Genomic DNA, 22,879 nt, shown 5'->3' with positions numbered 1-22,879 from the left:
GTGATAACGTTTCTATCACTGTAAAACTGATCAACCCGATCGCGATGGAAGAAGGCTTGCGCTTTGCTATCCGTGAAGGTGGTCGTACAGTCGGTGCTGGCGTTGTTGCTAAAATCATCGAGTAATAAATAAGTAGTAAAATGCATGCATTGCCTGACTTGTGCAGGTAGTGCGTGCATTAATGTCAAGATGTAGGGGTGTAGCTCAATTGGCAGAGCGTCGGTCTCCAAAACCGAAGGTCGCGGGTTCGATTCCCTCCGCCCCTGCCACCATCAAGGCCACAGGCCACCGAAAGTAAATAAAGTATGTCTAATCATCCCGTTCAAACAGTTAGTACATCCAATGACAAGTACAAAGTCATTCTGGCGGTAGTGGCTGCAGTTGCCGGTGTTGCTGCTTTTTATATTCTCGCTGGACAAGCGCCGTGGATACGCGCTGTCGCACTGGTTGTGGGTTTGTTGGTTGCTGTTGGTGTTATCGCAACTTCTGATATGGGTCGTGACTTTGTCAACTTCTCTAAAGAAACTGTGCGTGAAACCAAAAAAGTTGTATGGCCAACCCGGAAAGAAGCTGGCCAGATCACAGCTGTAGTATTTGTCTTTGTGCTGGTGATGGCGATTTTCCTCTGGGGTACCGATCAGTTGATCGGATTTTTGTTGTATGACGTAATCCTCGGATGGAAAAAATAATGAGCGAGAACATTCAGGAAAACGAAGAAGGTACAGCACCAGCGGTGTCTGTACCTAAAAGTGCTAAAAGATGGTACGCCGTGCATGCTTATTCCGGTATGGAAAAGAGTGTGCATCGTGCATTGGTAGAGCGCATAGAGCGCGCAGAGATGCAAGACAAGTTCGGCCAGATTCTGGTGCCGACTGAAGAAGTGATCGAAGTAAAAAATGGCAAGAAAGCAGTGACCGAGCGTCGCTTGTTTCCTAGCTATGTCTTCGTAGAAATGGAAATGACTGACGATACCTGGCACTTGGTAAAAAATACCAGCAAGGTAACCGGTTTTATCGGTGGTAAATCAAATAAACCATCCCCGATACCACAACACGAAGTAGACAAGATTTTGCAGCAAATGCAAGACGGCGTTGAAAAACCAAGGCCAAAAGTCTTGTATGAAGTAGGTGAAGTAGTGCGTATCAAGGATGGACCATTTACTGACTTTAACGGCAATGTCGAAGAAGTCAATTATGAAAAATCCAAAGTGCGCGTCACAGTCACCATCTTCGGTCGTGCGACTCCAGTTGAACTGGAATTCGCCCAGGTTGAAAAGGTTTAACAGGATTCACGTTTGACCAGTACGTAGCAAAGCAATTTGTTGAAACTGGTTAGAGCGTTGACTGTATTGATGTAAGCGTGATATAGGCAATTCTCAGCAGGCGGAGGAGCCTGTTGGTGTGAAAAGACATTAACAGGCGCTACTACTCATTTTTTGAAGGAGCCACACATGGCAAAGAAAATCATTGGTTTTATCAAGCTGCAAGTGCCAGCTGGTAAAGCAAACCCATCCCCACCTATCGGTCCAGCTCTGGGTCAACGTGGTCTGAATATCATGGAATTCTGCAAAGCGTTCAACGCGCAGACCCAAGGTATGGAACCAGGCATGCCTATCCCTGTTGTGATCACTGCATTTGCTGACAAGTCTTTCACATTCGTGATGAAGACTCCTCCAGCAACTTACATGATCAAAAAAGCGGCTGGCATCACTAAAGGTTCTGCAAAACCACATACAGACAAAGTTGGCAAAATTACTCGCCAGCAAGCTGAAGAAATCGCGACAGTTAAACGCGCTGATTTGACAGCAGCTGATATGGACGCAGCAGTGCGTACTATTGCTGGTTCTGCTCGTTCCATGGGCATCACGGTAGAGGGTCTGTAATGGCTAAGTTATCTAAAAAAGCAAAATTGCTGGCAACGAAAGTTGACCGTCTGAAAGTGTATCCATTTGACAATGCTATCGCTTTGATCAAAGAATGCGCAACAGCAAAATTCAATGAATCCATCGACGTATCCGTACAACTGGGCGTTGATCCTAAGAAATCTGACCAGGTTGTTCGTGGCGCAGTGGTATTGCCAGCTGGTACAGGCAAGACAGTACGCGTAGCCGTATTTGCACAAGGTGCAAAAGCGGAAGAAGCGAAAGCTGCTGGTGCTGATATCGTTGGTATGGAAGATTTGGCTGAACGCGTTAAAGCTGGCGACATGCCGTTTGACGTAGTTATCGCTTCTCCAGACACTATGCGTATCGTTGGTACTCTGGGTCAGATCTTGGGTCCACGCGGTTTGATGCCTAATCCTAAAGTCGGTACAGTGACTCCTGACGTAGCTACTGCAGTTAAAAATGCAAAAGCTGGTCAAGTTCAATATCGTACAGACAAAGCAGGTATCATCCACACAACAATCGGCCGTAAGTCGTTTGCTGATGGTGACCTGAAGTCCAATCTGGTTGCGCTGATCGAAGCTTTGAACAAAGCTAAACCAGCATCCAGCAAAGGTGTGTATCTGCGCAAAGTATCCATCTCATCCACTATGGGTGCAGGTGTACGTGTAGATCACGCTAATCTGGCAGGCTAAGAATTAAGTCCCTGCATCAATGATGCAGGGCGCATCTTTGGGCTGGATGTTTTGAACAAGCATCCAGAGTGTCAAAGACCGTTGGGCCGAGTGTGAAAGAGTGGTTTTCCAAGCACGAGGTTAATATCTGGAGAGTAATCGACAGGCCCCAACGCAGATGGTGTACCCGAACAAGTTTTGTAGTGATTACTGGTCCCCCAGTGAAACTCCTAACTTCGGACGCCGTGTTCGAAACGATATGAGGGAAGTACATCATTCCGGTGTATGGACTGAATATCATTAATGGAGGTTGACCGTGAGTCTCAATCTGAATGACAAAAAAGCCGTCGTCGCTGAAGTCTCTGCAAAAGTAGCAACTGCACAGACTATCGTCGTGGCCGAATATCGTGGCATCCAGGTCGGTCATTTGACGCAATTGCGTGCTAGCGCACGTGCTCAAGGCGTATACATGCGTGTGTTGAAAAACACATTGGCACGTCGCGCTGTTGAGGGAACTGCATTTGCAAGTCTCGCTTCTGAAATGACTGGTCCGTTGATTTATGCAATCTCGGAAGATGCTGTTGCTGCTGCTAAAGTCATTCAAGACTTTGCAAAAAGCAATGACAAACTGGTTGTTAAAGCTGGTAACTATGCAGGCAAATCGCTGGATAAAGCTGGCGTTGTCGCATTGGCAAGCATTCCTAGCCGTGAAGTACTGTTGGCACAAGTGGTTGGCATGATGCAGGCTCCTGTATCTGCTTTCGCCCGTGCTCTGGCAGCTGTCGCAGCGCAGAAAGAAGCAGGTTCTCCTGCAGCACCAGTAGCTGAAGAAGCTGCTGAAGCTGTCGCAGAATAAGTTTCTTTCCGTCAAATACCGTATCAATGTAATTAATTAATTGGAGTTTCAAATGGCAATTAGCAAAGACGATATCCTGGAAGCCGTAGGCGCGATGTCCGTAATGGACCTGAACGACCTGGTAAAAGCTTTCGAAGAAAAATTTGGTGTTTCCGCAGCAGCAGTAGCAGGCCCAGCAGCAGCCGGTCCAGCAGCAGCAGTTGAAGAACAAACAGAATTCAACGTAATTCTTACTGAAGTTGGCGCAAACAAAGTTGGCGTCATTAAAGCAGTTCGTGAAATCACTGGTCTGGGCTTGAAAGAAGCTAAAGACGTAGTTGATGGCGCACCAAAAGCAGTTAAAGAAGCAGTTTCCAAAGCTGATGCTGACGCAGCTAAGAAAAAACTGGAAGATGCTGGCGCGAAAGCCGACATCAAGTAATTCAGGTATCATGGCAAGTCTTCGGATTTGCCCTAGTCAAAGACAGGAATCCTCTTGGAAGAGAGGGTTCCTCTTTGGCTTCTTTGTCGTTCAGGGTTGTTTAGCTGTTTATTAAGACCGAGGGTTGAGACTTGAGGTTTTTTTGTCACAGAGTTGCTATGTTGTGTTTTTGTGACAAAAATCCTGAATTCTCTATCCTTCCTTGCCACTCACGGAGTGTCCATGCACTACTCATTTACTGAGAAGAAGCGTATTCGTAAATCTTTTGCGAAGCGCGCCAACGTCCACAACGTTCCGTTCTTACTGGCGACTCAAATTGAGTCTTACCAGAGCTTTTTGCAAGAAGACAGAACACCGTCAACTCGCAAAAACGAGGGCTTGCAGTCAGCCTTCACCTCGATTTTCCCTATTGTTTCGCACAATGGTTTCGCACGTCTGGAGTTCTTGTCCTACGTTTTAGGCGATCCTGCATTTGACGTCAAGGAATGTCAACTGCGTGGACTGACTTATGCATCGCCTTTGCGTGCAAAAGTTCGCCTGGTCATTCTGGACAAGGAATCGCCAACCAAGCCGGTTGTCAAAGAAATGAAAGAACAGGAAGTCTACATGGGCGAATTGCCTTTGATGACAACCACTGGTTCTTTTGTCATCAACGGTACTGAGCGCGTTATCGTGTCCCAGTTGCACCGTTCCCCTGGCGTGTTCTTTGAACATGACCGTGGCAAGACACATTCCTCTGGCAAATTGCTGTTCTCGGCAAGGATCATTCCTTACCGTGGTTCCTGGCTCGACTTCGAATTCGATCCTAAAGATATCCTGTTCTTCCGTATTGACCGTCGTCGCAAGATGCCAGTCACTATCTTGCTGCGCGCCATAGGCATGAGCAATGAACAGATACTGGCGAACTTCTTTGTTTTCGATAATTTCAACCTGCACAGCGATGGCGCAGAAATGGAATTCGTTGCAGAACGTCTGCGTGGTGAAGTTGCCCGTTTTGACATCAGCGACAAAGACGGCAAAGTTATCGTTGCCAAAGACAAGCGCATCAATGCCAAGCATGTACGTGAAATTGAAGCCGGTGGTATCAAGCACATCTCCGTGCCTGAAGACTACCTGCTGGGTCGCGTCCTGGCCAAGAACATCGTTGATGCAGACACTGGCGAAGTTATCGCTAATGCCAATGATGAACTGACAGAAGAATTGCTGGGTCGTTTGCGCGATGCCAAAGTCACTGATATCCAGACTTTGTACACCAATGACCTGGATCAGGGCGCTTACATTTCCCAGACTCTGCGCGCTGATGACACAGCTGACCAGATGGCTGCCCGCGTTGCTATCTATCGCATGATGCGTCCTGGCGAACCACCAACAGAAGATTCTGTTGAAGCCCTGTTCAATGGCCTGTTCTACAGCGAAGACCGTTACGATCTGTCCGCAGTCGGCCGCATGAAGTTCAACCGCCGTATTGGCCGTGATGAACTGACAGGTGCCATGACTTTGTCGAACGAAGACGTATTGGCCGTGATCAAGATCCTGGTTGAGCTGCGCAATGGCCGTGGCGAAGTCGATGATATCGATCACTTGGGTAACCGTCGCGTACGTTGCGTTGGTGAATTGGCTGAGAACCAGTTCCGTGCTGGTCTGGTACGTGTTGAACGTGCTGTCAAAGAGCGTCTGGGTCAGGCTGAAGCCGACAACCTGATGCCGCATGACCTGATCAACTCCAAGCCTATCTCCGCTGCGATACGTGAGTTCTTCGGTTCTTCACAATTGTCCCAGTTTATGGATCAGACCAACCCATTGTCAGAAATCACGCATAAGCGTCGTATTTCCGCCTTGGGACCTGGTGGTTTGACTCGTGAGCGCGCCGGCTTTGAAGTCCGCGACGTTCATCCAACCCACTATGGCCGCGTCTGCCCGATTGAGACACCAGAGGGACCAAACATTGGTTTGATCAACTCGCTGGCTCTGTATGCACGTCTGAACGAATACGGTTTCCTGGAAACTCCATACCGTAAAGTGGTTGACAGCAAAATCACACCGCAAATCGATTACCTGTCTGCTATCGAAGAAGGTCGTTACATCATCGCCCAGGCGAATGCGACGATCGACGGCGAAGGCAAACTGATCGATGAACTGGTCTCTGCCCGTGAAGCTGGCGAAACGATCCTGGTATCCCCAGAACGTATCCAGTACATGGACGTGGCGACCGGTCAGGTGGTTTCTGTTGCGGCATCCTTGATCCCGTTCCTTGAGCACGATGATGCGAACCGTGCGTTGATGGGTGCCAACATGCAACGTCAAGCCGTTCCTTGCTTGCGTCCAGAAAAAGCATTCGTTGGTACAGGTATCGAACGTACTGTGGCAGTTGACTCCGGTACAACAGTACAGGCACTGCGTGGCGGTAAAGTTGATTACATCGATGCGGGCCGTATCGTTATTCGTGTGAATGATGCTGAAGCACAGGCTGGTGAAGTTGGTGTGGATATCTACAACCTCATCAAGTACACACGTTCCAACCAGAACACCAATATCAACCAACGTCCTATCGTCAAGGTTGGCGATCTGGTCGCTAAAGGTGACGTATTGGCCGACGGCGCATCCACAGATCTGGGCGAATTGGCCCTGGGTCAGAACATGCTGGTCGCGTTCATGCCATGGAATGGCTATAACTTCGAAGATTCGATCCTGATCTCTGAAAAAGTTGTGGCTGATGACCGCTATACCTCGATTCATATCGAAGAGTTGTCGGTTGTTGCCCGTGACACCAAGTTGGGTGCGGAAGAAATTACCCGCGATATCTCCAACCTGGCAGAAAACCAACTGGCACGTCTGGATGAATCCGGTATCGTCTACATCGGTGCTGAAGTAACAGCCGGTGATACCCTGGTCGGTAAAGTGACACCAAAAGGTGAAACTCAACTGACACCAGAAGAAAAACTGCTGCGCGCCATCTTCGGTGAAAAAGCTTCTGACGTTAAAGATACCTCCCTGCGCGTGCCTTCTGGCATGGTAGGTACAGTTATCGACGTACAAGTGTTCACCCGCGAAGGCATACAACGCGACAAACGTGCACAACAGATTATCGATGATGAATTGAAGCGTTATCGCCTCGATCTGAACGATCAGTTGCGTATTGTTGAAGGCGATGCATTTGAGCGTCTGGAACGTATGCTGGATGGCAAGATCGCTGACGGCGGCCCTGCCAAACTGGCTAAAGGCACCAAGATCACCAAGGAATACCTGGCCAGCGTGGATAAATACCACTGGTTCGATATTCGCCTGGCATCTGATGAAGCAGCAAATTCATTGGTCGCGATGAAAGATTCCATCGCTGAAAAACGTCATCAGTTCGATCTGGCTTTTGAAGAAAAACGTACCAAGCTGACGCAAGGCGATGAATTGCCGCCAGGCGTACAAAAAATGGTCAAGGTTTACCTGGCTGTTAAACGTCGCCTGCAACCTGGTGACAAAATGGCGGGTCGTCACGGTAACAAGGGTGTGGTTTCCCGTATCGTGCCTATCGAAGACATGCCTTACATGGCTGACGGTACACCGGCAGACATCGTGTTGAACCCATTGGGTGTTCCATCACGTATGAACGTTGGTCAGGTTCTGGAAGTGCATCTGGGCTGGGCAGCAAAAGGCCTGGGCTTGCGTATCGGCGAAATGCTGAAAGCCAAAGCCAAGGTAGAAGAACTGCGTGATTTCCTGAAGAAGATTTATAACGAATCTGGCAAGAAGGAAGACATCGACGGCTTCTCCGATGCAGAGATCCTGGAATTGACGAACAACCTGAAGCACGGCGTGCCATTTGCAACACCAGTGTTTGACGGTGCGCATGAAAGCGAAATCCGCCGCATGCTGGATCTGGCCTTCCCTGACCATATCGCAGCCCAACTAGGTATGACACCATCGAAAAACCAGGTCACCCTGTTTGATGGCCGTACCGGTGAAGCGTTTGAGCGTAAAGTCACACTGGGTTACATGCACGTTCTGAAATTGCATCATCTGGTTGATGACAAGATGCATGCACGTTCGACTGGTCCTTACTCTCTGGTCACGCAGCAACCACTGGGCGGTAAAGCACAGTTCGGTGGCCAGCGTTTCGGTGAGATGGAAGTCTGGGCACTGGAAGCTTACGGCGCGTCGTATGTCTTGCAAGAGATGTTGACAGTCAAGTCGGATGACGTGAATGGCCGTACCAAAGTGTACGAAAACCTGGTCAAGGGTGACCATGTGATCGACGCCGGCATGCCTGAGTCCTTCAACGTTCTGGTCAAAGAAATCCGCTCTCTGGGTATCGATATCGATCTCGAACGTAGCTAATGTATTAAGGAGTATCTGAGTAAGCGTAGCGAGCGGCGTTAGTTTGGGTTAAGAAGCGCAGTCGTACGAAAGTACGGCGAGCATCGCAGGCCCCAAATAGCGTCGCGCAGTAGCTTAATCAGAGGTCCTCTAATTAGTTTTGTAATTGCAGTAAGTCATCGCCCGGATAGCATTCGGGCGATGGCCGTTAAACCTGGCAAGCAGTTTGGAAGTAATGTCGTTCCCGGTATCAGCGGAACCTGTGTCGAAAAGACCTGGCTCTCCCGCTCATGCGAACAGGGTAAAGCGGCGAAGCTTCTGTTGCAGCACCATTCAGCCACCAAGCGTTTGCGCGCTTAACTGGAGTGATACACATGAAAGCTCTGCTCGATCTATTCAAGCAAGTCCAACCCAACGAACAATTCGACGCGATCAAGATTGGTCTGGCGTCTCCAGAAAAAATTCGTTCCTGGTCCTACGGCGAAGTTAAAAAGCCGGAAACCATCAACTATCGTACTTTCAAGCCTGAGCGCGACGGTTTGTTCTGCGCCAAGATTTTTGGTCCTATCAAGGATTACGAATGCCTGTGCGGTAAATACAAACGTCTGAAACACCGCGGCGTTATCTGCGAAAAATGTGGCGTTGAAGTGACGCTGGCCAAAGTGCGTCGTGAACGCATGGGCCATATCGAGCTGGCTTCCCCAACTGCGCATATCTGGTTCCTGAAATCCCTGCCATCCCGTCTGGGTATGGTACTGGACATGACCTTGCGCGATATCGAACGCGTTCTGTATTTTGAAGCATATGTCGTCACCGATCCAGGCATGACTCCGCTGAAAAAATGCCAGATCATGTCTGAAGATGATTACGCTGCCAAGTACGAAGAATTCGGCGACGAATTTACTGCATTCATGGGCGCCGAAGGCATCCGCGAATTGCTGCGTTCCATCGACATCGACCGTGATGCAGAAACCCTGCGCACAGAGTTGAAAGAATCCAAATCTGAAGCCAAGATCAAGAAATACGCAAAACGTCTGAAAGTACTGGAAGCATTCCAGCGCTCAGGCATCAAGCCAGACTGGATGATCATGGAAGTTCTGCCGGTCCTGCCGCCAGAATTGCGTCCATTGGTCCCGCTGGATGGTGGCCGTTTCGCGACTTCCGATCTGAACGACCTGTATCGCCGCGTCATCAACCGTAACAACCGTCTCAAGCGTCTGATGGAATTGCGCGCTCCTGAAATCATCACACGCAATGAAAAGCGTATGTTGCAGGAAGCCGTCGATTCTCTGCTGGATAACGGCCGTCGCGGTAAGGCAATGACAGGCGCCAACAAGCGTCCTCTGAAATCCCTGGCAGAAATGATCAAGGGTAAGGGCGGTCGTTTCCGTCAAAACTTGCTGGGTAAACGCGTCGATTACTCTGGTCGTTCCGTTATCGTGGTTGGTCCACAACTGAAATTGCATCAGTGCGGTCTGCCAAAACTGATGGCACTGGAACTGTTCAAACCTTTCATTTTCAATAAACTGGAATTGATGGGTCTGGCAACGACCATCAAGGCAGCGAAAAAACTGGTAGAGATACAAGAACCAGTCGTCTGGGATATCCTGGAAGAAGTCATCCGCGAACATCCTATCATGCTGAACCGTGCGCCTACGCTGCATCGTCTGGGTATCCAGGCGTTTGAGCCAGTCCTGATTGAAGGTAAAGCGATCCAGTTGCATCCACTCGTCTGCGCGGCTTTCAATGCCGACTTTGACGGTGACCAAATGGCGGTCCACGTTCCTCTGTCTATCGAAGCACAGATGGAAGCACGCACTTTGATGCTGGCATCCAACAATATTCTGTTCCCATCCAATGGCGAACCGTCTATCGTTCCTTCCCAGGATATCGTGTTGGGTCTGTACTACGCTTCCCGTGAAAAAATCAACGGCAAGGGCGAAGGCATGATGTTCCCTGACGTTTCAGAAGCGATACGCGCCTGGGACAACAAGGAAGTCGAACTGAGCACACGTATCACAGTCCGTATTACTGAATTCCCTAAAGATGCTGAAACTGGCGAATTCGTCAAAACCATCAAGCGTTATGAAACGACTGTTGGCCGTGCGATCTTGTCCGAGATTCTGCCTAAGGGCTTGCCATTCACCGTACTGAACCGTGCGTTGAAGAAAAAAGAAATTTCCAAACTCATCGATACATCTTTCCGCAAGTGCGGTCTGCGTGCAACGGTAGTGTTTGCTGATCAATTGATGCAAATGGGTTTCCGTCTGGCGACACGCGCCGGTATCTCCATCTGTATCGATGACATGTTGGTTCCACCACAAAAAGTGACTTTGCTGGCAGCAGCAGAACACGAAGTTAAACAGATCGAACAGCAATATGCGTCCGGTCTGGTGACTGCGGGCGAACGTTACAACAAAGTGGTCGATATCTGGGGCAAGACAGGTGATGAAGTCGGCAAGGCCATGATGGAACAACTGAAAGTTGAACCAGTCACACGCCGCGATGGTACTGTCGGTACACAAGAATCTTTCAACGCCATTTACATGATGGCCGACTCCGGTGCGCGTGGTTCTGCAGCCCAGATTCGTCAGTTGGCAGGTATGCGTGGTCTGATGGCGAAACCGGATGGCTCGATTATCGAAACGCCGATCACCGCGAACTTCCGCGAAGGTCTGAACGTTTTGCAGTACTTTATTTCCACTCACGGTGCGCGTAAAGGTCTGGCCGATACGGCATTGAAAACAGCGAACTCCGGTTACCTGACACGTCGTCTGGTTGACGTGACGCAAGATCTGGTCGTGGTTGAAGATGACTGCGGCACATCCAATGGCTCGTCCATGAAGGCCATCGTTGAAGGTGGTGAAGTTAACGTGCCTTTGCGTGACCTGATCCTGGGCCGCGTTTGCGCGAATGACATCGTCAATCCAGAAACACAGGAAACCCTGTACGAAGCTGGTTCCCTGCTGGACGAAACAATGGTAGAACGCATCGAAGCCCTGGGCATCGATGAAGTCAAAGTACGTACACCACTGACATGCGACACACGCTATGGTCTGTGCGCAATGTGCTATGGCCGTGATCTGGGTCGTGGTTCCCTGGTTAACTCTGGTGAGGCAGTCGGTGTTATCGCTGCGCAGTCCATCGGTGAACCAGGTACACAGTTGACGATGCGTACCTTCCATATCGGTGGTGCGGCATCCCGTGCAGCGATTGCATCTTCTGTTGAAGCCAAGTCCAACGGTACTATCCGTTTCACAGCGACCATGCGTTATGTCACTAACGGTAAAGGCGACCAGATCGTTATTTCCCGCTCTGGCGAAGTGCTGATCACTGATGACCACGGTCGTGAACGTGAACGTCATAAAGTACCTTACGGTGCAACCCTGATCGTCAAAGACGGTCTGATCATCAAGGCTGGTACAGCCTTGGCGACGTGGGATCCATTGACCCGTCCTATCATTACCGAATACACCGGTACGGTGAAATTCGAAAACGTCGAAGAAGGCGTGACTGTTGCCAAACAGGTTGATGATGTAACAGGTCTGTCCACGCTGGTGGCGATCGATGCGAAACGCCGTGGTAGTGCAGCTGGTAAAACACTGCGTCCACAAGTCAAGCTGTTGAACGAACAAGGCGAAGAAGTCAAGATTGCTGGTACAGAACACGCAGTAACGATTGGCTTCCAGGTCGGCGCGCTGATTACCGTGAAAGACGGCCAGCAAGTACACGTGGGTGAAGTTCTGGCGCGTATCCCGACAGAATCACAAAAAACCCGTGATATTACCGGTGGTCTGCCACGCGTTGCCGAGTTGTTCGAAGCCCGTTCACCAAAAGATGCCGGTATGCTGGCAGAGGTAACAGGTACGGTTGCGTTTGGTAAAGAAACCAAAGGTAAGCAACGTCTGGAAATCACGGACATGGACGGCGAGAAGCACGAATTCCTGATCACTAAAGACAAACAAGTCCTGGTGCATGACGGCCAGGTCGTGAACAAAGGTGAAATGATTGTTGACGGCCCAGCCGATCCACAAGACATCCTGCGTTTGTTGGGTATCGAGGCGCTGGCACGTTACATCGTTGATGAAGTTCAGGACGTGTACCGTTTGCAAGGCGTTAAGATCAATGACAAGCACATTGAAGTGATCGTGCGTCAGATGTTGCGTCGCGTTGTCGTGGTTAATCCAGGCGACGCGAACTACATCGTTGGTGAACAGGTAGAACGTTCCGAATTGCTGGATGAAAATGATCGCGTAGCAGCAGCTAACGGTATCCCTGCAACATATGAAAATATCTTGCTGGGTATTACCAAGGCATCCCTGTCTACCGATTCCTTCATCTCTGCGGCGTCCTTCCAGGAAACCACACGTGTTCTGACCGAAGCTGCGATCATGGGCAAAAAAGATGGTCTGCGTGGCTTGAAAGAAAACGTCATCGTTGGTCGCCTGATACCTGCTGGTACAGGTCTGGCATTCCATCGCGCTCGCAAGTTGAAAGAAACTTGGGAAGCCGATGAACGCGTAGCCTTGCTGGAAGCAGAAAAAGCAGCATTTGCTCCAATACCAGAAGTAGCAGCAACTGACGTGGTAGATGGCGAAGTTTAATTATCTGATCCATTAAGTCATGAAGAAACGGCACCTGTACAGGGTGCCGTTTTTTTTACGCCCGCTGAAATGCCGGGCCGCTGTAAAATACCCGCATATTGACGCATATTAAATGCGTCCTACGGTTTGAATCATATTGAGTGACCAAGCAAGCAATTGAATAAAAACACCTTACTGAATGCCGCCGAGATAGAAAAACTTTGCGATGCAGCCGCACGTGAAGTCGATATCGAAGTCGTGCAAGAAACCGGCTCCACCAATGCCGACCTGATGGCGCGTCTGCAGGTATTGCAGCGCCCGGTCTTGCGGGTCGCTGTACATCAGACCGCAGGGCGTGGCCGGGCTGGCCGCCCCTGGCTGACTGTGCCCGGCGGCATGCTGACTTTTTCCCTGGCCTGGCATTTGCCGCAAGCACCGCAAAACTTGCTGGGCCTGCCACTGGCGATAGGGGTTGCCCTGGCGGAGTGTCTGAATACACTGAACCAGAACGTGCAACTCAAATGGCCGAATGACATCCTGCGTGATGGCAAAAAACTGGCCGGCATCCTGCTCGAATCTGCCGCTGCGATTGAAGGCGGTACCTGGATAGTTGCTGGCATAGGCCTGAACCTGCAAGTGTCAGACGAGCTGGAAGCACAAGTTGGCCGCGCCCTGGCAGATGCACCGTGGCTGGCGCAAATGGATAGAAACCACTTGCTCGCGCAGTTATTGAATGCCCTTGCTACCGCCTTGCAGCAATTTGCCGGGCAGGGCTTTAGCGCCTTCCTGTCACGCTGGAATGCCTTGCATGCTTATGCCAATCAAACCGTGCATATCCTCGATCATGGACAAGTCTTGCATACAGGTTTAGCACTGGGAGTGGACTTGCTTGGTTGTCTGGTATTGCAGACTGAACAGGGGCAGGTCAATGTACTGGCTGGCGATGTTTCCTTGCGGCCCGTAACATGACAAAGGATGAAGCAGGCATGATGCAATTATTGATAGATGCAGGTAACACACGCATCAAATGGGCGATAGCCGATCTGGAAAAAACGAAAGCAGGCACTGCACCGGTATGGTGGCAGATGGCTTCCGTCAGTCATGCTGAGCTCGATAGTTTGAAAACCAGTTGGCAGGGCCTGGGTTTTACTCATGCCCTGGTTTCCAATGTTGCCGGTGCCAGCATCAAAGAAAAATTGACAGCCCTGCTGCAAGAGACACAACCCGGTGTGGTGATAGACTGGTTTGCCTCGCAAGAAGAAGTCGCTGGTCTGCACAATACTTACCGCAACCCGGCACAACTTGGCTGTGACCGCCTGGCATCCATGATAGGTGCGCATTATCTGTTCCCGCAACAGAGCCTGATCGTCGCCACTTGTGGAACTGCCACCACAGTCGATGCCGTGACTGCGCAAGCCGTGTTCAAGGGTGGCATGATCTTGCCTGGTCTGAAGCTCATGGCAGAATCGCTGGCACGCAATACCGCACAGTTGCATCAGGTAGCAGAATCAACCGATATCGCCAAAGTCTTCGCTGATAATACCGATCATGCCATCATCAGTGGCTGCATCTGCGCCCAGGTTGGTGCTATCTTGCGTGCTGTCGATACACTGGAAAAGCAAGAGTCGCAGAGCATCAAATGCGTGATTTCTGGTGGTGCTGCACCGTATTTACTGAGCCATTTGGGCATTCCTTACCAACATGTCGACAATCTGGTCTTGACGGGCCTGTTTGTCGTGGCACAATCAAGCCCGGACCGATAACACTGACACTACCATGCTGAGATTTTTTTTCTGGAGCCTGCTTATCTTGAATGCCTTCCTGCTGGCATTTAATTTTGGCTATTTAGGACATTGGTCACTCGATACCCATGAACCAGAACGCCTTAAGAAGCAGCACCATGTTGATCAGCTCAAATTGATGACGGCTGCCGAGGCACTCACGCCCACAGAGCCGGTATCAGAAAAGAAAGCCGAAGTCATCGCCTGCCTGGAAGTCGGTAATTTCCAGCAAACAGAGATACCCCGCATAGAAGAAAAATTGAAGACCCTGGCCCTGGGTGACCGCCAGTCGCGCATCAATATTGTTGATGTCGCCACCCACATGGTTTTCATTCCATCCCAGGGTAGTAAGGAAGGTGCAGACAAAAAAGCGGGCGAATTGCGTCGCCTTGGCCTCAACGATTTTTACATTGTCCAGGACCAAAGCAATCTGCGCTGGGGTATTTCACTGGGCGTCTTCAAAACCGAAGAAGCCGCAAAACTGCATTTGAATAATCTCAGCAACAAGGGCGTGCGCTCAGCCCGCATAGGTCCGCGTACAGTCAGCACCAACAAGTTTGCTTTCCAGCTCAGGACCCTGAGTGTAGAAGAAAAGAGCAAGTACGACGCCATCAAGGCTGGTTTTCCTGCGCAAGAGAATCGCAATTGTCAGTTGACGCCGTATAGCAGGAGTTAGTTTTTGTCATCACTGTTATCCAGCCAATATGAATAGTTTTGTCATCCTGACCATTTGCATTGCGATTCTCTGTCTGGCAATGAATCTTTATGTGACTTACCTGGTCGCCAGGAGTGAATTTTTTGATCCTGTGCAAAAATATTGTCAATATGGCCTGATATGGCTATTACCAGTCATCGGGGTTATAACTTGCTATTTGTTTGTGCAGCCCAGTTTGGGGCCTCCCAGTGGACAATATGTGAATCGAGAGGACGCAAGCGAAGGGGATTTCATGAACTTCTCAAGGTCAAATAAAGATTATTTCAGCGGTCACGACTGATTCCCTGTTCTTCATATCTCTTTTCATTTCAAATAACTGATGCAATTCCCATAGTGTGGGAATGCTTTCTTGATGTTTCTCATTTGCTTGCTAGAATGAGTCACGTACTGCTATTTCAATTCATGTTCCCATGTCCGCAGCCAGCAAGGATCTCATTCCCCAAAACGAGCGCGTTCTGCAAGTTCTGACTTGCATAGCCCGCCATGGCGAAGCACTGTCTGCCCGTGAACTGGTAGAGCAGACTGGGCTGCCCCTTAGTACCCTGTACCGCCAGCTCGGGCCGCTCAAGAAATGGGGTCTGGTGCAGGAGCATGCGCAAACCGGTCTGTATGAACCTGGCCCTCTGGCCGTGCAACTCGCGCGTGGTTTTGACCAGCATTCCTGGCTCATGAATGCCGCGCGTGATGAACTGGCTGAGCTGGTGCAAAAATCAGGTGAAAGCGTGGGCTTGCTGGCTTATGTGAACGGGCAAGTGGTGTGCCTGGACATGCAGGAAAGTCAGCAAGCACTGCGCTGCTCCTTTGCCAAGGGCCGTGCCAGTTCCAGCGTGCGTGGTGCTTCTGCCAAGGCCTTGCTGGCATATCTGCCACCTGCCTTGCAAGATGATCTGCTGGCACAGAATTTCCTGGAAAATGCACCGCTATCAAGTCCATCCCTGCAAGATTTGCAAACCCAGTTAAACCGCATACGTGAGCAAAGATATGCCACCAGTGAAAACGAAGTTGACCTTGGCATCTGGGGTGTCAGCGCACCGGTATTTTCTGGTCGTGGCAAACTCGAAGCCACTTTGTCCCTGATGGCACCGACGCAGCGCATACAAGAGCGCAAGCAAGAATTCATCAACATGACCCTGGCAGCAGCCGACAGGCTGAGCCGCAAACTACAACATCCATAAAGACGGAGACATCATGACTGCGTATCACTTCCAACAAGGCAGCCTGCCACTACTGATTTCCATGCCACATGCAGGCACCAGCATACCGGCTGATGTAGCAGCACAAATGCTGCCAGTGGCGCTGGAAAAAGCCGATACCGACTGGCATTTGCCCAGCCTCTACAATACGGCGGCAGAGCTGGGGGCCTCTACCATCGCGGCTGAATATTCGCGCTATGTGATAGACCTGAACCGCTCCTGCGACAATGCCAATCTGTATCCGGGGCAAGATACGACCGGCCTGTGCCCCGTCGACACTTTCGCCAAACAGCCTTTGTATGCACCCGGGAATTTACCGGAAGAAGCCGAAGTGCAGCGCCGTATCGCCACTTACTGGCAACCTTATCATCAGCAATTACAGCAAGAGCTGGATCGTTTGCTGAGCCTGCATGGCAGCGTCGTCCTGTGGGATGCACATTCCATTGCATCTGAGGTGCCACGCTTTTTTGAAGGCAAATTGCCTGACCTGAATTTTGGTACTGCCGATCAAAAATCCTGCGATGTGGGCATGCAAACTGCTGTCGCAAACGCCTTGCAGAATTCTGCCCACGCATCCGCCTATACCCATATATTCAATGGTCGTTTTAAAGGGGGGTATATCACCCGAAATTATGGCCAGCCATCCCGCAATATCCATGCGATACAACTGGAAATGAGCCAGTGCGTTTACATGAACGAAGCCGCGCCTTATGAATATCGTCCTGATCTCGCTGCACAAGTACAGCCTTTGCTCAAGCAATTATTGCAAGCCTGTCTTGACTGGAACAAGGTGCAAGGGAGTGCAGCATGAGTAGCCTGTTTGCCCACCATGCCTTGCTGCCACAAGGCTGGGCCAGCAATGTACGCCTTCACTGGAATGAGACCGGCGACCTGAACCTGGTCGAACAGGATGCAGCTTTACAACCACATGAAAACCAGGCGCAATTTGTCTTGCCTGGCATGACTAACCTGCATTCGCATGCCTTCCAGCGCGCCATGGCTGGCATGACAGAAATGGCGGGCGAAAGCAAGGATAGTTTCTGGACCTGGCGTGATCTGATGTATCGCTATGCCCTGCATATCACACCTGAGCAAATCCAGGCCATCGCTGCGCAACTGTATGCTGAATGCCTGCGCCATGGCTATACCGCTGTCTGTGAATTCCATTACCTGCATCGTGATCAGGATGGCAGTTTTTATGCACGCCCCGCCGAGATGGCAGAGCGCGTGATTGCAGCAGCAGAACAAACCGGCATGGGTATCAGCATGTTGCCCGTGTTATACAGTTATGCCGATTTTGGCGAGCAGGCTTTGCGCCACGACCAGCGCCGTTTTTCTACCAATGTGGCAGAGATCATGCAATTGATAGACGCACTGGAAGGCAAGCGCAATGCCCAGGTTGAAGTTGGTGTCGCCCCGCATTCCCTGCGTGCTGCCAACATCAGCCAGATACGCGAACTGGTGGCGGCACTGCCTGCTGCCCGCCCCATTCATATCCATATCGCTGAACAACAAAAAGAAGTTGATGCCTGCATCGCATACTCAGGCAGACGCCCGGTAGAGCTCTTGCTCGATAGCGGCCTGGTGAATCAGCGCTGGTGCCTGGTGCACGCCACGCATCTTAACAAGGCAGAGGTGCAAGGCATCGCCGCCAGCGGCGCAGTCGCTGGCATCTGCACGACCACTGAAGGCAATCTCGGTGATGGTTTTTTTGATTTGCCAGATTACATCGCAGCCAATGGCCGCTTTGGTGTAGGCAGTGACAGCCATGTATCACAAAGCCCGGTAGAAGAATTGCGCTGGCTGGAATATGGCCAGCGCCTGCGCCTGCAAGGCCGCAATATCGCCAGCACTCCGGCGCAGCGCAAGGTAGGTGATTTTTTATACCAGGCAGCCTTACAGGGCGGTGCGCAAGCCAGCGGGCGCAAGCTCGGCCAGCTAAGTGCAGGCTACCGTGCCGACATCGTGGTACTTGATGATGAGCATCCCAATCTTGCCGGTATAGCTAGCGCAGATGTACTCAATACCTGGGTATTTGCAGGCAATGATAATCTGGTGCGCGATGTGTATGTGGGCGGAAAGAAAATAGTGCAGACAGGCCAGCACAAAAATCAGACAGAAGTACAGCTTTCCTATGCTAATTGCATGCGACAACTGAGGCAGTTGTGATGACCTGCAAGTACAATTGCAGGCTTATTCCAATTGAATAGTAAAGGTCTATGTGTGTCTAAATTCAGCCAGCTAATCATTACCTTGATTCTGTTTAACGGTACCGTTGACATGGCCAGTGCAGCCGATAATGTCAGTGCTGAAGCGACGCGCGCCATCAATGCCAGTGGTACCGTCAGGATGATCAAGGCAACGGGCAAGCCAGAAACATTTCCTTGCATAGACAAAATCTGGAAGAAAAAATTCGGACCGCAAATGCACGGTTTGTATGTTGCCAACTTCACTGGCAATGAACTACGTTCTATTGCTGATTTTTACGAAACGCCTTTGGGTATCAAATACATCACTGCCATTGAGACCCAGGCTTATAACCAAAATCACCCAACGCAAGAAAAGCCTATCGCCAACTTCAGTGATGCCGAGAAAAATGAAATCAAGCTGTTTTATGAAACCCCGGCCGGTAAAAAATATCTGAACAGTCCGGAAGCGCAGATACTAACCAATGCGGCAATCAGGATTGGCTTTGACATTGCAATAACCTGTTTTAAACCAAGATGAATTGCTGTTAAAGTTCACATCACAAAATTGGGTGCATTTGATGCACCCAATTTCTTTTATCCGCGCAATCGTGTTGCCGCATCCCGCAACATCTTCTCTGTCGTTTCCCAATCCACGCAGGCATCGGTGACTGAGCAACCGTATTTGAGTTGCGACAAATCTTCAGGAATGGGCTGGTTACCGGCGATGATGTTGGATTCGATCATGACACCAACGATGTCCTTGTTGCCATTGGCAATCTGGTTAATCACATCTGCCATGACCAGAGGTTGCAGTTCCGGTTTTTTATAGCTGTTGGCGTGTGAGCAATCGACCACGATATTGGGTGGCAGCTTGGCCTTGACAAGTGCTTGCTGGGCCATGGCGACGGACACGGTATCGTAGTTAGGGCGGTCACCGCCACCACGCAAGACTACGTGGCCATATTGATTGCCGCTGGTGCGTACGATGGAGACACGGCCCTGGCCATTCAAACCCAGGAATGAATGTGGGTGTGATGCAGACAGGATCGCATTGATGGCGATGCTGATATCGCCATCCGTACCATTCTTGAAGCCCACAGGCGTAGATAAGCCGGACGACATTTCACGGTGAGTCTGTGATTCCGTGGTGCGAGCACCGATTGCAGTCCAGGCAATCAGGTCACCCAGGTATTGTGGCGAAATCGGGTCCAGCGCTTCGGTACCGGTCGGGAGACCGAGCTCACAGACGTCGAGCAAGAAACGGCGGGCTTTTTCCATGCCTTCATCAACGCGGAAAGAATCGTCCATATACGGATCATTGATATAACCCTTCCAGCCTGTCGTCGTGCGTGGTTTTTCAAAATACACACGCATGACCAGCAACATCACATCCTTGACTTCTTCCTGCAGGGCTTTCAGTCGACGCGCATAATCCAGCCCGGCAACCGGGTCATGGATGGAGCAGGGGCCAACCACGACGAACAGGCGTTTGTCCTTGCGTTCAAGTATATTGCGCAAGCTCTCGCGGCTTTGCTCAACGACATCGCCCGCCAGATCGCTCAGGGGCAGGCGTGCATGCAGTTCTTCTGGGGTGGGCATGTTCTCGAAAGAACTGACGTTGATGTTTTCCAGTATGGTATGTGTCATGTTGAGTAAGAGGGTTTTGCGTTGAATTTGGCTTACATTATCACCGATTACTGCATTTTTATAATTACATGCAAATCACAATTTCGCATTATTTGATCTGATCTGTTCTGATCGCCTGAAGATAAACTCCCCTAAAATCAGGAATGAACCATCCTGGTGCGCCGTGAATGATGCGCGATGAAGGTATTTTCTTACTATAGATGACGACCATGTTAAGTACTGCGCAACAAGAAGAATTTATCAGCCAGGGTTTTCTGGTATTGCGGCAACAGGCCAGCGCGGCCTATTGCGAAGAAGTAATTGCCTATTGCGAGCAGCAACTGGCGGGGCAGGTACAACCCATAGAATACGAGGCAGATACCCGCTATCCTGGCGCGCCCGCTTCACGCGATGCCGAAGGTGGCCTGACTGCCAGGCGCTTATTGCAAGCCTATGCCCGTGACCCGCGTCTGGCGCAATGGGCTACTGGTCAGGCACTGGCCGCACCCTTATTACAATTGCTGGGCGACGGTGCCTTGCTGTCGCAGTCGCATCACAATTGCATCATGAGCAAGCAACCGCAGTATTCAACGGCCACAGGCTGGCACCGGGATAGCCGTTACTGGAATTTCCAGCGGGCAGAACTGGTGTCCTCGTGGCTGGCTTTGCGCAATGAGACAGTAGAAAATGGCTGCCTGCTGGTGATACCAGGCTCCCATAAAATGGATATAGATGTGGCACAACTGGATGAAGCACAGTTCTTGCGTACCGACCTGGAGCAAAACCAGGCTTTGCTGGCGCAAGCACAGCCCGTGCCTTTGCAGCAGGGTGACGTCTTGCTATTCCATAGCAATCTCTTCCATGCCGCAGGCAAGAACCAGACTGCGGCGACCAAGTTTTCCATGGTGTTTACTTACCGGGCGGCTGATAATCCTCCACGGCCAGGTACACGTTCAGCGGCTTCTCCTGAAATCGTGCTATGAGATGAATAAGCTGACACGTTTGGTTTTAATCTGCACTATGCTATAACACATAGTGCGATTGAAATGGAGTCTTACCATGTTCAGTATGTCAAGGCTGCTGGTCGCGGCTGTCCTATCCCTTGCCGCCATCAGCGCACCATCTGCCCGTGCCGCCGACAAGGAGGTTTTTCCTGCCCAGCCCGCGCTGGCTGGCACCATGTTGAATGGCAAACCCTATAAACTCGATACTGGCAAAGGCAACATCATACTGGTGACATTCTGGGCCACATGGTGCCCGACTTGCCAGGCCGAGATGCCCGCTTTTCGCAAGTTTTATGAAACCAATAAAAAGGCCGGCTTTGAACTGGTGGCTGTCAGCATAGATGATGCCATGAGCGATATCGATGAGTATGCCAAACAGGCGAAATGGCTGAGCAAGGCGAATCAGGATTTCCCCTCTCTCTGGCGCAATGCCTCTGATTATCAGGATAATTTTGGCAAGGTGTTTGCGACGCCAACAGTTTTTCTGATAGGCCGTGATGGCAAAGTGCTGGAGTCATTTAAAGGCGGCATCAAACCTGCACAATGGGCGCATATCAAGGCCATCATACAAAAACATCCTCCAGCAGCTAAAACCTGATCATTCAAAGCAATACCCTCGCCAGCAATTTGCCATGCGGCATGACAGATATTTATTGTAAGAATTTGTTGTCAAACTTGCCGTATTGCTATATTGACGTTACTATATGACAAGTTTCGTAAGTGAGAAATAAATTAGTTTTCCTACTTGCGTGGCTTGCTCTCCATGAGTAAGCCCTGTTCCAGGCCATGCGCCAGATCAGTTTTGTCTGCAGCTTTTGAGAGTTTTTGTATGAAAGGTCTTGGTGAAGTCAAATGCGCTTGTGCAAGCTAGCCCCGGTTTTGGGGCTGACATCGCTATTGACTTTACTCGTTCTGGCCTCTGGAATGAGTGTCCAAGCGGCGCATGCCAAGGATATCGTCATGCTGACAGCAGATCCTATAGATCAGCGCGGTCAGCCCTTCCCACTGAAGCTGGCAGAGAAGTTATTCGAGTTCATCGAACGTGAAGAAAATCTGCAGATACAACAGCAACGTAGCCCCTGGCCACGCGCCATGCAGGCTGCAGAAAATGGTGAGGGCGTTTTATACGGCGTCAGCAAGACCAAAGAGCGCGAAAAAATCTTCCGCTTTTCTCTGCCCATACAATCAAAGTACATGTTCCTGGTCACCAGGAGCGATGCGCAGTTCCGCTTCAATAGCATGGTAGACCTCAAAGGTAAGACCATAGGCATACCACGTGGCTTCAGCTATGGTGACCGCTTCGACGCCATGAAAGACAATCTCTTCAAGGTCGAGGTCGATAATTACGCACCCTTGTCACGTATCTATAAACTTTTGTTCCGTCGCATGGATGCGGGCTTATTTGGTTCTGTGAATAAAGACCCGCATTTTCTCGAAAACAAATTGCAGACCCTGCGGGATGAAAATGAAGGTAGCAGTTCACCTTTTGCTGATGTACGCCTGACGGTCTTGCCCAAGCCGCTGCTGATAGACACCATTCATTTTGCGGTTAGAGCAGACAAGGATGACGGCATCATTGACAAACTGAATGTAGCCATCCTCAAGGCCAGGAAGGCCGGGCTTTTGGAAGAACTGCGTCAATAAGAG

General features: G+C 50.4%; 21 protein-coding genes and 1 tRNA gene. 21 read left to right on the top strand and 1 reads right to left on the bottom strand.

The genetic code is table 11. From position 1 onward, the window contains the following. From H8L47_RS26305 to H8L47_RS26225, 18 genes are all read left to right on the top strand, one after another. Window positions 1–125, top strand: a 125-nt coding sequence (locus tag H8L47_RS26305; RefSeq protein WP_456243385.1) for an EF-Tu C-terminal domain-related protein, incomplete at its 5' end; no start/stop codon positions are given. Between the two features lie 68 nt (window positions 126–193). Continuing rightward, window positions 194–269 (top strand) — tRNA-Trp (locus tag H8L47_RS26300). 36 nt (window positions 270–305) lie between these two features. Beyond that, entirely contained in the window at window positions 306–689 is a 384-nt protein-coding gene (gene secE / locus H8L47_RS26295; RefSeq protein ID WP_186956796.1) for a preprotein translocase subunit SecE, read from the top strand. Further along, window positions 689–1,282: a transcription termination/antitermination protein NusG gene (nusG, locus tag H8L47_RS26290; protein WP_186956794.1), complete on the top strand. Its 594-nt coding sequence runs from the start codon at window positions 689–691 to the stop codon at window positions 1,280–1,282. The genes secE and nusG overlap by 1 nt, the downstream gene beginning before the upstream one ends. 168 nt (window positions 1,283–1,450) lie before the next feature. Then, entirely contained in the window at window positions 1,451–1,882 is a 432-nt protein-coding gene (gene rplK, locus H8L47_RS26285) for a 50S ribosomal protein L11 (protein ID WP_186956792.1), read from the top strand. After that, window positions 1,882–2,577 carry a 50S ribosomal protein L1 gene (gene rplA, locus H8L47_RS26280; protein WP_186956790.1) on the top strand — a complete coding sequence of 232 codons (696 nt, stop codon included), beginning with the start codon at window positions 1,882–1,884 and terminating at the stop codon, window positions 2,575–2,577. The genes rplK and rplA overlap by 1 nt, the downstream gene beginning before the upstream one ends. A 295-nt stretch (window positions 2,578–2,872) precedes the next feature. Then, window positions 2,873–3,412: a 50S ribosomal protein L10 gene (gene rplJ / locus H8L47_RS26275; protein ID WP_186956788.1), complete on the top strand. Its 540-nt coding sequence runs from the start codon at window positions 2,873–2,875 to the stop codon at window positions 3,410–3,412. Window positions 3,413–3,464: 52 nt separating this feature from the next. Beyond that, window positions 3,465–3,833, top strand: coding sequence for a 50S ribosomal protein L7/L12 (rplL, locus tag H8L47_RS26270; RefSeq protein ID WP_222616693.1), 369 nt, complete (start codon window positions 3,465–3,467; stop codon window positions 3,831–3,833). Between the two features lie 222 nt (window positions 3,834–4,055). Next, window positions 4,056–8,162, top strand: a complete 4,107-nt coding sequence (gene rpoB / locus H8L47_RS26265; protein WP_186956786.1) for a DNA-directed RNA polymerase subunit beta — start codon at window positions 4,056–4,058, stop codon at window positions 8,160–8,162. Between the two features lie 353 nt (window positions 8,163–8,515). Further along, window positions 8,516–12,745, top strand: coding sequence for a DNA-directed RNA polymerase subunit beta' (rpoC, locus tag H8L47_RS26260; RefSeq protein WP_186956784.1), 4,230 nt, complete (start codon window positions 8,516–8,518; stop codon window positions 12,743–12,745). A gap of 156 nt (window positions 12,746–12,901) precedes the next feature. Beyond that, entirely contained in the window at window positions 12,902–13,693 is a 792-nt protein-coding gene (locus tag H8L47_RS26255) for a biotin--[acetyl-CoA-carboxylase] ligase (RefSeq protein WP_186956782.1), read from the top strand. Continuing rightward, on the top strand, window positions 13,690–14,487 hold the full coding sequence (locus tag H8L47_RS26250) for a type III pantothenate kinase (RefSeq protein WP_329605497.1): 798 nt from the start codon (window positions 13,690–13,692) through the stop codon (window positions 14,485–14,487). The genes H8L47_RS26255 and H8L47_RS26250 overlap by 4 nt, the downstream gene beginning before the upstream one ends. 13 nt (window positions 14,488–14,500) lie before the next feature. Next, window positions 14,501–15,181 (top strand): SPOR domain-containing protein, encoded by a 681-nt coding sequence (locus tag H8L47_RS26245; RefSeq protein ID WP_186956780.1) that lies wholly within the window; start codon window positions 14,501–14,503, stop codon window positions 15,179–15,181. A gap of 28 nt (window positions 15,182–15,209) precedes the next feature. Continuing rightward, the gene (locus H8L47_RS29560) at window positions 15,210–15,500 is read left to right on the top strand and encodes a hypothetical protein (protein WP_222616692.1); all 291 of its coding nucleotides are present in this window, start codon (window positions 15,210–15,212) and stop codon (window positions 15,498–15,500) included. A 130-nt stretch (window positions 15,501–15,630) separates the two neighbouring features. Further along, window positions 15,631–16,395 (top strand): IclR family transcriptional regulator, encoded by a 765-nt coding sequence (locus H8L47_RS26240; protein WP_186956779.1) that lies wholly within the window; start codon window positions 15,631–15,633, stop codon window positions 16,393–16,395. 13 nt (window positions 16,396–16,408) lie between these two features. Further along, complete coding sequence (gene hutG, locus H8L47_RS26235; RefSeq protein ID WP_186956778.1) at window positions 16,409–17,224, top strand: N-formylglutamate deformylase; 816 nt, start codon at window positions 16,409–16,411, stop codon at window positions 17,222–17,224. Next, window positions 17,221–18,582: a formimidoylglutamate deiminase gene (locus tag H8L47_RS26230; RefSeq protein WP_186956776.1), complete on the top strand. Its 1,362-nt coding sequence runs from the start codon at window positions 17,221–17,223 to the stop codon at window positions 18,580–18,582. Before hutG ends, H8L47_RS26230 begins: the two co-directional genes overlap by 4 nt. A gap of 54 nt (window positions 18,583–18,636) precedes the next feature. Beyond that, the gene (locus tag H8L47_RS26225) at window positions 18,637–19,140 is read left to right on the top strand and encodes a DUF2059 domain-containing protein (protein ID WP_222616691.1); all 504 of its coding nucleotides are present in this window, start codon (window positions 18,637–18,639) and stop codon (window positions 19,138–19,140) included. A gap of 56 nt (window positions 19,141–19,196) precedes the next feature. On the opposite strand, the gene H8L47_RS26220 is transcribed toward H8L47_RS26225, so the two are convergent. After that, entirely contained in the window at window positions 19,197–20,249 is a 1,053-nt protein-coding gene (locus H8L47_RS26220; RefSeq protein ID WP_186956772.1) for a 3-deoxy-7-phosphoheptulonate synthase, read from the bottom strand. A 209-nt stretch (window positions 20,250–20,458) separates the two neighbouring features. Between H8L47_RS26220 and H8L47_RS26215 the strand changes: the two genes are divergently transcribed. The 3 genes from H8L47_RS26215 (at window position 20,459) to H8L47_RS26205 (ending at window position 22,876) form a co-directional block, all read left to right on the top strand. Beyond that, window positions 20,459–21,211 (top strand): phytanoyl-CoA dioxygenase family protein, encoded by a 753-nt coding sequence (locus tag H8L47_RS26215; RefSeq protein ID WP_230413922.1) that lies wholly within the window; start codon window positions 20,459–20,461, stop codon window positions 21,209–21,211. 76 nt (window positions 21,212–21,287) lie between these two features. Continuing rightward, complete coding sequence (locus H8L47_RS26210; RefSeq protein WP_186956768.1) at window positions 21,288–21,830, top strand: TlpA family protein disulfide reductase; 543 nt, start codon at window positions 21,288–21,290, stop codon at window positions 21,828–21,830. 326 nt (window positions 21,831–22,156) lie between these two features. Next, window positions 22,157–22,876, top strand: a complete 720-nt coding sequence (locus H8L47_RS26205; protein ID WP_186956766.1) for a substrate-binding periplasmic protein — start codon at window positions 22,157–22,159, stop codon at window positions 22,874–22,876. Window positions 22,877–22,879: the final 3 nt, after the last annotated feature.

Origin of the sequence: Undibacterium umbellatum, from assembly GCF_014284125.1 — a bacterium.
Taxonomy (GTDB): domain Bacteria; phylum Pseudomonadota; class Gammaproteobacteria; order Burkholderiales; family Burkholderiaceae_D; genus Undibacterium; species Undibacterium umbellatum.
This window is presented reverse-complemented; position numbering and strand designations above follow the sequence as displayed.